10 protein-coding genes are annotated in these 11,641 nt (G+C 40.6%); 1 reads left to right on the top strand and 9 read right to left on the bottom strand.

Features of this window, described 5'->3' with window-relative positions; all coding sequences use genetic code 11:
- Window positions 1–172: 172 nt before the first annotated feature.
- The 9 genes from ACYU0V_RS16640 to ACYU0V_RS16600 all read right to left on the bottom strand — a co-directional run bounded on the left by ACYU0V_RS16640 (window position 173) and on the right by ACYU0V_RS16600 (window position 10,006).
- On the bottom strand, window positions 173–1,558 hold the full coding sequence (locus tag ACYU0V_RS16640; protein ID WP_461848311.1) for an AAA family ATPase: 1,386 nt from the start codon (window positions 1,556–1,558) through the stop codon (window positions 173–175).
- 23 nt (window positions 1,559–1,581) lie between these two features.
- On the bottom strand, window positions 1,582–3,084 hold the full coding sequence (locus ACYU0V_RS16635) for a UvrD-helicase domain-containing protein (RefSeq protein WP_032062860.1): 1,503 nt from the start codon (window positions 3,082–3,084) through the stop codon (window positions 1,582–1,584).
- 9 nt (window positions 3,085–3,093) lie between these two features.
- Window positions 3,094–3,867 (bottom strand): bifunctional phosphoribosyl-AMP cyclohydrolase/phosphoribosyl-ATP diphosphatase HisIE, encoded by a 774-nt coding sequence (gene hisIE, locus ACYU0V_RS16630; RefSeq protein WP_461848308.1) that lies wholly within the window; start codon window positions 3,865–3,867, stop codon window positions 3,094–3,096.
- A gap of 174 nt (window positions 3,868–4,041) precedes the next feature.
- Entirely contained in the window at window positions 4,042–4,428 is a 387-nt protein-coding gene (locus tag ACYU0V_RS16625; protein ID WP_461848307.1) for a VOC family protein, read from the bottom strand.
- A 26-nt stretch (window positions 4,429–4,454) separates the two neighbouring features.
- Window positions 4,455–5,768, bottom strand: a complete 1,314-nt coding sequence (locus tag ACYU0V_RS16620; protein WP_461848305.1) for an FAD-dependent oxidoreductase — start codon at window positions 5,766–5,768, stop codon at window positions 4,455–4,457.
- A 123-nt stretch (window positions 5,769–5,891) separates the two neighbouring features.
- Window positions 5,892–7,511 carry an ABC1 kinase family protein gene (locus ACYU0V_RS16615; RefSeq protein ID WP_017481960.1) on the bottom strand — a complete coding sequence of 540 codons (1,620 nt, stop codon included), beginning with the start codon at window positions 7,509–7,511 and terminating at the stop codon, window positions 5,892–5,894.
- 12 nt (window positions 7,512–7,523) lie between these two features.
- Complete coding sequence (locus tag ACYU0V_RS16610; protein WP_017481961.1) at window positions 7,524–8,192, bottom strand: ubiquinone biosynthesis accessory factor UbiJ; 669 nt, start codon at window positions 8,190–8,192, stop codon at window positions 7,524–7,526.
- An 11-nt stretch (window positions 8,193–8,203) separates the two neighbouring features.
- Entirely contained in the window at window positions 8,204–9,151 is a 948-nt protein-coding gene (gene ubiE / locus ACYU0V_RS16605; RefSeq protein ID WP_002114829.1) for a bifunctional demethylmenaquinone methyltransferase/2-methoxy-6-polyprenyl-1,4-benzoquinol methylase UbiE, read from the bottom strand.
- A 147-nt stretch (window positions 9,152–9,298) separates the two neighbouring features.
- Entirely contained in the window at window positions 9,299–10,006 is a 708-nt protein-coding gene (locus tag ACYU0V_RS16600) for an FFLEELY motif protein (protein WP_039763482.1), read from the bottom strand.
- 209 nt (window positions 10,007–10,215) lie between these two features.
- Here ACYU0V_RS16600 and pap point away from each other — a divergent pair, with 209 nt between their 5' ends.
- Complete coding sequence (pap, locus tag ACYU0V_RS16595; protein ID WP_005065911.1) at window positions 10,216–11,634, top strand: polyphosphate:AMP phosphotransferase; 1,419 nt, start codon at window positions 10,216–10,218, stop codon at window positions 11,632–11,634.
- The last annotated feature ends 7 nt before the right edge of the window (window positions 11,635–11,641 follow it).

Here is an 11,641-nt window from a genome sequence, read left to right as displayed (position 1 = left end):
AGTTGTATTGCGCAACTTGAAGAATAAAAACGCAAAATGAAATTTATTGTACACTAAAAAAGCATTGAAAATCTGATGTTATTACATGTAGTAACAACATCTAGTTATTTGAGTACTTAAAAAACCGTATTCCACCATATATTTTGTGAGTGCAGTTTTTTGATTATAAAACTCAAACCGAGGGGCTCTCTTCCGGTGTGTCTCCCGCATGAATCATTCTTAATAATTCATTTTTCTGTTGTTCATTCAAACCCTGAATCTGCTGAAATAAAACCTCAATCTGTGCTGGTGTTGGGTCTATTAAGCTCGGAGGCTGCGCTTCTATAGATGGTGTTAAAGGTTCGCTTCTTTGAAGTAAGGTATAGATATGTTCAAGCTGTTGCTTGGTCGTATTAAGGTCAAGATGGCTAATTTTACCAGACTCTAATTTTAGACATTGATAGGTCGAGGCATGTTCAAGTAGCTCTTCACGACTTCCTGTTGCAATAATTTGTAGGCGTGGGAATGCTTGATGAAGCCGATTTAAGATTTCGGAGCAATGTGTTGAGTCGAGCTGTGCATCAATCTGGTCAATGAGTAAAACGCCATCTCCCTCAAGACAAGGGTTTAAGCTCAAAGGATTGAGTAAACAGAGTCGGCGGGCTATATCGCCTACTAAAGCAATCCAAGTTTTGGTTGTATTTGAAAGCTGCTGAAAAGGTAAGGTTTGACCTTCATAATCAACCATAAGTTGCAACCGAGGCTGATATTGTAAATAGATATCTTTAAGCTCAGGTAAAACTATATTTAATGCGTTCTTGAGAGCGTAGAGATTGGGTGAAGTAAGCTGTTTAGGTTGCCCAGATAATTCTTTTTGAAGCTCATTTAATAATTCTGTGTGATCTTGCTGATCTGATTGTTTCGATTTAATCCGTTGTACTAGATATGCAGCTTGAGCATTTTCGATATCACTGATTTCTCGTAACCATTCAAAAAAGCGTGTAAAAGTTGTAAACGGTAGTGGACTAATGTCATAGGCTGAAATGGCTTGAGTAATGCCGGGTAAATTTTTATTAAGCAGATTAATATCATTTACAAATCGCTCGGCTGGGTAGTAAGCGATTAAGGGAAGCCCCTGTAATGGATCTTTTTTTATGACTTGTTGATAAAGAGCCATGGTTTGGTCAAGTTGCTGAGTTTCAACTTGGCTCACTCCAATCCCACTTGCATTTAGGGTTTTAAAAAGTTTCCAGCTACATAGTGAAGAGTCTACCTGCTGAGCAGAGGTACTTTCTGGCAGATGACCTATTTCTGAAGGAACTTGAATGGTCACTTCAATTTTTGATTGTAGGCGTGACTGAGTAATGTCTTGATCAGGCATGACAATACCGGGACTACGCAAATCTTTAAGGCGAGCAGGGAACCAAGTTAAAGCATGGTAAGTATGTTTGAGCAACATACTTTTACCAGTTGCCTGTTCACCTAAAATTAAGGTGATTGGCTGTTTTTCATAGTGAAAGTGTATTTTAAGGTCGTGAAACAGAGCAATATGTTTAAATTGGACAGATTCAAGTTTCATAGGCTCACCTAAATATGAGCGCTTCAACCAACCGACTGACGAAGACTTAAAGGCGCCCTTAGTTTTAATTGTTGTATCAGATCATAAAGATGATGGATATTTAGACTTACTTTAGCACGAGTACAGGCAACGTACAGTAGTCTTAATTCTTCATCGGTAATCTTGTGTTCTAACCCATTAATTTTAAATTGATAGTCATCTTCAATATGAACGCGGTTCCATTCTAAGCCTTTCGCTTTGTGGGCTGTAGAGATGACATAGTCAGCTTGCTCAAGTGGTGTAATCTTTGCAAGCGCTTTTTTTAGTGGGTCGGTGCCGTGGTCATCGACAAGTTTAACCAATGGCTTAATATCACTACCTTCATTAGTTTCACAGTATTCATGAACATCATGCCATGAATTGAACCATGCTAATTCAGGTACATCAGTAACCCGTTTCCCTTGTTTTAAGAGGCTTGCGGCATCTACAAAACGGTTTAGTTTTTGATGGTCAGCTTGCAAACTCACTTTATCGCCGTGAACTAAACCAGCTAATAAAAGTTCCATAGCCCGAGCATTGGTACGGCACAAAATCGCATCACGCATTTTAGTGTGTGGTTTGTTTACAACACTTGATTTCTGATTTGGATTACCAAGCAAAGGAACAGTTTCATTTAAGCCGCCCAGCAATGCATTAGCAACGTCGGCAATCGTTTCGCCAAAACGAAAAGAAGTGGTGAGGCGAGACTCTGGCAACGGTAATTGCTGCATGGCATTAATTGCACCACGCCACGCGTAGATTTGCTGATGTGCATCGCCAACATAGATAACCTGAGTATTTTTTTGACGAAGCAAAATGCCCAACATTAAAGGATCGGCATCTTGTGCTTCATCAAATAGTACATAATCGGCTGGAATGTTCGGTTCAGACAATGCCCAAAGTTTGAGGTAAATATCGTGACCAATTCCTGCTTGATGATTTGGGTCGATCGACTCTAACCAGCGGCGTTCAACAGCAGGGTAAAGATGAGTTTGTAGCTCGGTAATATCGTCTGGATGTAACCAGTTTGGTGCCTGAATATGTCGAGGAGCAGGGTATTGTGAGCTGGTCGAGCAAAAATAGCTGACAGCATTGGCGACAAGACTTGCGAGGCGACTTGGCATTAAGACGTATTTTTCATAACGTCCACCCATCATGCGTCGCAAGGTTATAGGTTGTAGTCGATATTCTTTTGCAATAAAACTTGGGCTTAAGCGAGGTAAGCGTAATTTATCAGTCACACCTCGTGGCACACTGCGAAAAGCGAGGGAATGAAAAGTACGACAATCTACATTACGATGAAATTTGTTTTGTGCTTCGCCTGCAATTGCCTTGTTAAATGCTAGATACATACCGCGCCGTTCAGGCATGGCATCACTAATCATTTGTAAGGTAGTAGTTTTACCTGTGCCCGCATAGGCAATCACTTTAAATGATTGCCCAAGACGTGCGTTATCTATGGCAATTGCTTGCTCATAGGTGGCTTTAGGTTTTTCGATATTCGACACTGAGTGATTTTAAACCTTATTGCGGTTAGCTTTTTCAACTAAACCAGATAAACCCTGACGACGAGCTAATTCGTCAATAATAAGTTGTGGATTAAGATCGAAATAACCCAACATGACAATGCTATGGAACCACAAATCGGCAGTTTCATAAATCAAGTCATTTAAATTACTTTCTGTATTTTGAGCAGCGTAGTCTTTCGCAGCAATAATAGTTTCTACGCTTTCTTCACCGACTTTTTCTAAGATTTTATTGATGCCCTTTTTGTAGAGACTTGCAACATATGACGTATCCGCTTCTGCTTGTTTACGCTCTTGCATTAATTGCCCTAAGTGAGCAAGTACATCCACTTGTTCTGTCGTGTGATCATGATCGTGGCTTTCAGTTTTGGCTTTATCGCCATAAATTGCAGTAGGGTCTTTTAATTGTGCATCGACAATTTCCCAGCCCTGTGGGGTAAGTTTACGGTAGAAACAAGACTCACGACCTGTATGGCATGCAATACCGCCGTGTTGCTCAACTTGTAATATAATTACATCACCGTCGCAGTCTAAACGAATTTCATAAACTGTTTGGCAATGACCTGATTCTTCACCCTTGTGCCAAAGTTTTTGGCGAGAGCGAGAGAAATACACCGCCTGATTTTTTTCTGCTGTGAGCGCAAGTGATTCACGGTTCATCCACGCCACCATCAAAATACGTCCGGTTTGATGATGTTGAGCAATGGCAGGGATAAGACCTTGTTCGTTAAATTTTACTTCATCGAGCCATTGCGTGTTATTCATGAGGAATCACCAAAGAAATATGAACTATAAATTGATTTCAATCTGATGCTAAAAAATAGCTTGTATAGTGTACGGCATCAACGTCGCTTTGCGGAAAAATTCTTTGTCCTTTTTGTCTCTGCTAGCGTAATGAATAGCTTGTAACACTTACCAATCTGTAACTTATTCAAATGACTAGGGCGTGAGGATATTTGAAATCTCAATCAAATTTTGGTCTGGATCGCGAATGTAAACTGAAAGAATAGGATGCATTGCACCAGTACGCTCAATCGGACCTTCTTCAATTTGAATATTTAATTGATTAAGGTGTGCAACCACTTCTGAAATGGGAGTGTCTGAAATAAAACACAAGTCGGCAGATCCGGGAGTCGGCTGTAATGCCTTGGGTTCAAACTCGTTGCCTTGCTTGTGTAAATTTATCTTTTGATTTCCAAACTTTAGAGCCTTCCTATCACCTTTAAACGTGATAACTTCAAACCCCAATACGGTTTGATAGAAATGACAGGTAGTTTCAATATTTGAGACGGTTAAAACAAGATGATCAAGATGGCTGATTTTCATGTGTTAATCACTATTATTTGGTGGGATTAATAGTCAGACAAAGATTGGCTTTCTAAATGAAATGCACTGTTTTCTTTAGGCAATTGAGCAACCTGATCATAATCAAGTTGCTTGAATGGCCCTGTTTTTAAGCCTGAAATTGTAATTGCCATTTCTTTTCGAAAATAAGGGATTTGATACATCCACGGAAAAACTAAATCTCTTAAACCTCCAGCCCACCAATGATCAGATTGATAAAGTGGTGTTAGTAAGCGACTAAGAAATTGATAAAACTGGGTGGATGAACGGCGGAGCTGGTGGTAGTGCTGCCAGAGCAAGGACCAGTCAATATTCTGGTTCTTTTGAGCATGTTGCAATGATTGAGAGAAAGCCCAAGCATCCAATAATGCCATATTTGCACCTTGACCTAACTGTGGACTCATTGCATGAGCTGCATCGCCAATTACCCCAATTCGACCTTGACCAAATTGAGTCATAACGACATCACGGTAGTTTGCAGATAACCATTTGGGCTGAGTTTGACTGTTATACAAAATTTCTTTCAGCCATTCTGCAACTTTGGGCCAACGCTCAGAGACTTGCTTTAACCAAGCTTGTTTAGCCTGCTCATCTTGTAAAAAGCTTTGTAACTGTGGAGTAGGTAAGCTCCAAAAAACACTTGAAAGGCGTTGTTGAGGTTCTGTTGGAATGGCGCCTGTAGGAAGAATTCCCATCATAATTTTCGAGCGATCATAAAATTGATGCAAAATTTCAGAATCGAGAACTTGGCATTCAGGCACGATACTCCACGCCGCACCCCAAGGGTAGGCTTGGTCAACCTTTACCCATGCTTTAGGTCTTAATTGACTACGAGCACCATTGGCAATAAGTACGGCATCAAAGCGAGCATCAACCTTTTGGTTTTTATGTATGCTGAATAGCTGAACTTCATTGTTATGTTCTTCGAAGCTTTCAACAGAGTGGTTCATACGCCAAGTAATTTGGCTTGAATATTCACTAAGCTTTTGAGTGAGCACATGACATAAAGTAGCTCGGTGTATACCTAAACCATAGAGATGTGCTGATGCTTCGTGATAGTGACTGTTAACTAAAAGACGCTTGTCTGGAAGTTGTCCTTCTAGACCTGTGACTCTTGCACCTAATGTTAAAGCTTTGTCGAGCACACCTAAGTGTTCAAATACAGCTAAGCCCGCAGGTTGTAGTAATAAACCGGCACCTACTGGAGATAACTCATCAACTTTTTCAAAAATAGTAACGTTATTGCCTTGGCGGGCGAGTAAAATCGCTGTGGCTAAACCTGCTGTACCAGCACCGATAATGGCAAAATGAGGTGTTTTCATTGTTTGTTCTTTTGAAGCATTTATGGGTTCAATTTAGCAATGAATGAATAGGTGAGCTATAAATTTTTTTTAAACTAAAGTTTTTCCATAAAAAATCCCTTGCACTGGCAAGGGATTTTGAACTTATTTCAATATGCGCCACAGCGCTAATAAACTACTCAGCACAATCAGAATAATCGAGACAAACCAAGGACTAATAATCGCAATAGTCAGCAAAATCAGCATGCTACTACCGAACATCCAACTGCGGCGTTGTTGGTGTTCCATTTGCAAACGAAGTTGCTGAATTTCACGTAACTGACGGTCTTGCCAAGCAGACTGATTTTTTAAACCATTTAGGCTGTCAATAATTAAACTTGGGAAATCTTGAGCACCTAAAAGCAGATCAGGTAACTGCTGGCCGAGCTCTTTTACATTTTTGACTGGGTTCATGTTGGATTTGACCCATTCCGTCAAAATTGGTTTTGCCAATTTCCAGATGTCGAGCTGCGGATAAAGATCAGTACCTAAGCCTTCTACATGCACTAAAGTTTTGAGTAGCAGCATGAGCTGTGGTGGTATCTCAAGATGGAAGCGTCGAGCAATATCCATGACTTGAATTAAGATACCCGCAAAATCAAGTTGATCCATTGGCTTAGATACCATTGGTCCAACAGTACGGCGCATTTCACGTGCTAACGCGTCTTGGTCTGTACCTGGTGGAATCCAGCCAGCTTGATGCACAATTTGAATGAGCTGCATAAAGTTGCTGTTCATGACAGCAAGCAGCATGCGGGCAACCGTCATCTGGTCGTGTTTAGATAGCTCGCCCATAATCGCACAGTCCAGTGCAATAAAGCGTGGATTGCTTGGATTAATGGTTTCTACAAAGACATTACCAGGATGCATGTCGGCATGGAAAAAGTTATCGCGGAATACTTGGGTAAAGAAAATGGTTAACCCTTTTTCTGCAAGTTGTGCGCGGTCCATGCCTAAACGGTCAAAGGTTGCTGTATCTGAAATAGGCACACCAGTAATGCGCTCAGCCACCATGACATCTTTGGTGTCCATGTACACTTCTGGCACATACATCATGGTTGAGCCAGTAAAGTAATGGCGCATACGACGGGTGTTATCTGCCTCAATACTCAAGTCCAGTTCATTTAAAATGATCTGGCGGTAGTCTTGAATAATTTCGGTGAGATGCAACGCACGGGCAGCTTCAAGGCGGCTTTCTAGTGTATTTCCTAGCCATGCCAAAATTTCAAAGTCTTGTAAGATTTGATTGCGAATATCAGGACGAGTGACCTTAACAACAACTTCGCGACCATCATGCAATGCAGCAGTATGCACTTGGGCAATTGATGCAGCAGCTAATGGCTGGTCATCAAATCGTGCAAACAAGGTATTTACATCAGCTTTTAACGAATCTTGAATACGTTGTTTGGCAACATCTCCATCAAAAGGCTTAACCTGATCTTGAAGTAAAACCAGTTGAGCGAGTATTTCTGGTGGAATCAGGTCACGGCGAGTAGACAGTAATTGACCAAGCTTGATTGCAAGTGGTCCCATATCCTCTAAAGCTTCTTTGAGCTTTAAAGGATTTTTACGTTCGCGACTTGACCATGCAGCTGGATGCATTTTAATAATATTTAATGCATGCTGAGCTTTAACTGGTAATTCATCCGCAGGGAACAACGTATCGAGTCTATAGTGCGCTGCAATACGCCAAAGTTCGAGTAAACGTGAAACGTGCGGAATCATATACAGTCTTACCTAGTCTTGAGAGGGTTGTAGTTGTGCATTGAGTTGCTGCAATCTTGCTTCTAGACGGTCAATGTCTTGATTAAGCTTGCGAGTTGCTTGAGTTAAGTCATCCATTTCCCAGCGAGGGGCAAATAGGCCGCTATCTTCTTTTAATGCGTCTTCTGCGAAAAATAGATGGCTTTGCACGGAGCGTTTTAAATGTTTTGGTGCAAGTTGAATCTTGCCAATTTCATGAGCGAGTTGAGGACCCACCCATCTTGATAAATGCGCAGCTAAATCTGGTTCAGCTTGCTGCATAATCTTTTGAATATCCTGTAGCAGGTGATAATCACCTTGCAATGGGATATTACCAATCTGGTCTGGATCGCTGACCAATAATTTAATGAGTTCGACGACATCTTTAACATGCAAAGTTGCGGTTGCTTCAGAAATTTTGAATTGGGCATCAAAAGGACGCTGTTCAAAAATAGAAGGCTTTTCACTATGACCTGTTACGGTAGGTTCAAGACGTACTTTTTCTTGGTCAAAGAACACATCGACAGAAAGCTGCGGGCTATCAATCACAACACGCAACATTTTGCCCTGTAACTGATTAAGCTGAATGCGAGTAACCGCATCCAGATCGATCAGATGATGAATGATACGTTCGACTGCACCAAGTGCCAAAATCGACCACATATCGTTATCCCTTACAGTTTAAAGCCACGGTGAACAGCAACGATACCAGCAGTAAGGTTGTGATAGTCACAGTTCTGGAAGCCAGCATTTTCCATCATACCTTTTAAAGTACGTTGGTCTGGGTGCATACGGATTGATTCAGCCAAATACTTATAGCTTTCTGAGTCATTTGCAACCAATTTACCCATAATCGGTAAAGCAGTGAATGAATAGAGGTCATAAAGTTTTGAGAATGGCTCAAATACAGGTTTAGAAAACTCAAGAATCAGTAAACGACCACCTGGTTTTAACACACGGAACATAGACGCAAGTGCTGCATCTTTATCTGTCACGTTACGTAAGCCAAAGCTAATGGTTACAAGATCAAAGCTGTTGTCTGCAAAAGGTTCTAAAGTTTCTGCATTGGCAAGAACGAAGTCAACATTGGTACAGCCTGCATCAATTAGACGGTCACGGCCAACATTGAGCATAGATTCGTTAATGTCTGAAAGTACAACGTGACCTTGCGGACCAACTTCACGGCTAAATACTTTTGCTAAGTCGCCTGTACCGCCAGCAATGTCTAACACGTGTTGACCACGGCGAACACCAGACATGTTAATTGCAAAACGCTTCCACAAACGGTGAATACCAAATGACATCAAGTCATTCATCAAGTCATATTTGCTTGCAACTGAATGGAAAACTTCTGCAACTTTTTGTGCTTTATCTTCAGTTCTAACAGTTGAGTAACCAAAGTGTGTGGTTTCACCAACGTTGCCAGTATTGCCAGCACCACGAGGTAAATTGTATTTAGGTACAGAACCATTCACAGGTGTGTCTGTTAAGGTTTGCTGTAAAGTTTGTTGTTGCCCTTGAGGAGTACCTTGAGGTAAAGGTGAGCTTAGGAATGGGCTAACTTTGTCTGAACTTTGTGCCTGCTCAGTTGGAGATGTTGGCTTTTGGTTTTCGTTAGACATATTGTCTCTCCTAGACTCAAACTCAAGTGAAACGGAATAAGTTCTGCATGATGACAGATTTTGTCTATTTTTACAGGCATCATCATGCAAATATAATGAATAAAATCTCAACTTCGTGAGGTTGAGTTTTTCTATGTGCCGACCTTATCACACTCTAAACGGATTCGGATGCCCTGAATGTACATTTTCAATAATCTGGCGTTCTTTTTCAGTAAAAGTCTTGATAAAGGTCTCGGCTGATTTTAACGGTTTCATCGCACTAAAACCATCTTGAATGAAATCATACATCAATTCGAAGTGATATTTTTGGGCAATACCTTTACACATTTTAAAAGCAGTAAACATCATAAATGAGCGCATGTATTTATCGAGTGCTGCACCTAACTCGTCAAGAAGAGCAAGTTGTTGATAACGAGCTTCGGCCTGATCAAGCTTGATTAAGGTTAAACGCATAATTTCATCAGTGAGTACTGTATCAGCAGGATAGTCCTCAAGAAGTTGCATTGCTACTTGCTCATCAAGTTGGGTTGCAAGTACAGCCAAACTTACCGATTTAGTACCCGTTTTAATTGCATTTTCAGGTAAGACTTTTTCTGCTTTATGCGCATATTTCAATAGGCGTTCAATTTGAGCTGCAAGAGCATCAAACTCTGGGCCACCATATAAACGATTTAAAAAGTACTCTGACATGAGCTTGTGTGTTGGCAGATTAAAAAAGTCATGATGCGTATCTTTCATCCGCTCTTTTAACCATGTTTGTACATCTTGCAAACGCTGAGCAAGTACTGGGTTATCGTGATAATTAAATGTTTTATATTGTTGTAAAAGATCATCAAAAGCAGCGAGTTTAGACATTTAAGGCTCTAATATTGGGCTATTTGCAAAAAATCATAAAAGGCATTGTAACCTTGTACTATGGCGAGTAGATGTAAAAAAAATGATTCATGCGTCAATTTTTAAACAGAATTTTGTCGCAATGACATAATTTGTATAGCAATTCATCATTTAACCGCATAAGTTAAAGATCATCGAAATTAAACAATAAAAGATTAGAGCCGTGGACTATGAGTGAACAACAACCAAAATTTGAGATTCGTGATGAAGAACAGCTTTCAGTTGATTTGATTGAAGCACAATATGCGTTAAAAGAAAGTCGGGGCAAACCCAACGCTAAAAGCACACTGATATTAATGAGTGGTATTGAACTGGCTGGAAAAGGCGAGGCTGTTAAGCAACTTCGTGAGTGGTTAGACCCTAGATATTTACGAGTCAAAGCAGACGCGCCACGTGTGCTGACAGACACAGAAGCATTTTGGCAATCTTACTCGGAGTTTATTCCGACTGAAGGACAAATTGTGGTGATGTTCGGCAACTGGTATAGCGATTTGCTCGTCACCGCAACGCATGTTTCCGAGCCTTTAGATGATTCGCGTTTTGATGAATACGTTGAAAATATGCGGGCATTTGAGCAAGATTTAAAAAATAACTATGTCGATGTGGTTAAAGTCTGGTTCGATCTATCATGGAAATCACTACAAAAACGTTTAGACAAAATTGACCCGTCAGAGCAACACTGGCATAAGCTCCACGGCCTAGACTGGCGTAATAAAAAACAATATGACACTTTGCAAAAGTTACGCCGTCGTTTTACCGATGATTGGTACATTATTGATGGCGAAGATGAAAAGCAACGTGATCAATTTTTTGCTCAATACCTTTTACAACACATGCGTCAACTTCCAGAGCATGAAACTGAAGTTAAAGGAAAATGGCAGCAAGCTAAAATTCCAGAGAGTTTATTAAAACCTTCTAATGAACCACTTGAAAAAGCTGAATATAAAAAAGAGCTCGATAAACTGAGTAAAAAAATTGCCGATGCCATGCGTTTTGATAAACGCAATGTCGTGATTGCTTTTGAAGGTATGGATGCTGCTGGTAAAGGCGGGGCCATTAAGCGAATTGTTAAAAACTTAGACCCACGTGAATATGATATTCATTGTATTGGTGCACCTGAACGTTTTGAAGCTCGACATCCTTACTTATGGCGTTTTTGGAACCGCATTAATGAAGCTGAAAAAATCACGATTTTTGATCGGACATGGTATGGGCGCGTGCTCGTTGAACGGGTTGAAGGGTTTGCTTCGCCTTTAGAGTGGCAGCGTGCCTATGATGAAATAAATCGCTTTGAAAAAGATTTATTTGATAGTCAAACGATTGTAGTAAAAATTTGGCTAGCGATTAGTAAAGATGAGCAAGAGCAGCGTTTTAAGGCCAGAGAAGAAACACCACATAAACGTTTTAAAATTACCGCAGAAGATTGGCGTAATCGTGATAAGTGGGACGATTATTTAAAAGCAGCAGCCGATATGTTTGAGCGAACCAGTACTGAATATGCACCGTGGTATATCGTCGCAACTGATGATAAATATACGGCACGTCTGGAAGTATTGAAGGCCATTTTAAAACAGCTGAGAGCAGACTAAGCTCTCA

The sequence above is a fragment of the Acinetobacter sp. X9 genome (assembly GCF_054889255.1).
Note: the sequence above shows the minus strand (reverse complement) of the source record. Positions and strands in the feature narration are given on the sequence as shown.

Excerpts from the sequence above, each read along its gene's own strand:
- ACYU0V_RS16600 (WP_039763482.1), bottom strand. The coding sequence starts at position 10,006 with ATGTCTAAACTCGCTGCTTTTGATGATCTTTTACAACAATATAAAACA.
- pap (WP_005065911.1), top strand. The coding sequence starts at position 10,216 with ATGAGTGAACAACAACCAAAATTTGAGATTCGTGATGAAGAACAGCTT.
- ACYU0V_RS16625 (WP_461848307.1), bottom strand. The coding sequence starts at position 4,428 with ATGAAAATCAGCCATCTTGATCATCTTGTTTTAACCGTCTCAAATATT.
- ACYU0V_RS16640 (WP_461848311.1), bottom strand. The coding sequence starts at position 1,558 with ATGAAACTTGAATCTGTCCAATTTAAACATATTGCTCTGTTTCACGAC.
- ACYU0V_RS16610 (WP_017481961.1), bottom strand. The coding sequence starts at position 8,192 with ATGTGGTCGATTTTGGCACTTGGTGCAGTCGAACGTATCATTCATCAT.
- hisIE (WP_461848308.1), bottom strand. The coding sequence starts at position 3,867 with ATGAATAACACGCAATGGCTCGATGAAGTAAAATTTAACGAACAAGGT.
- ubiE (WP_002114829.1), bottom strand. The coding sequence starts at position 9,151 with ATGTCTAACGAAAACCAAAAGCCAACATCTCCAACTGAGCAGGCACAA.
- ACYU0V_RS16615 (WP_017481960.1), bottom strand. The coding sequence starts at position 7,511 with ATGATTCCGCACGTTTCACGTTTACTCGAACTTTGGCGTATTGCAGCG.
- ACYU0V_RS16620 (WP_461848305.1), bottom strand. The coding sequence starts at position 5,768 with ATGAAAACACCTCATTTTGCCATTATCGGTGCTGGTACAGCAGGTTTA.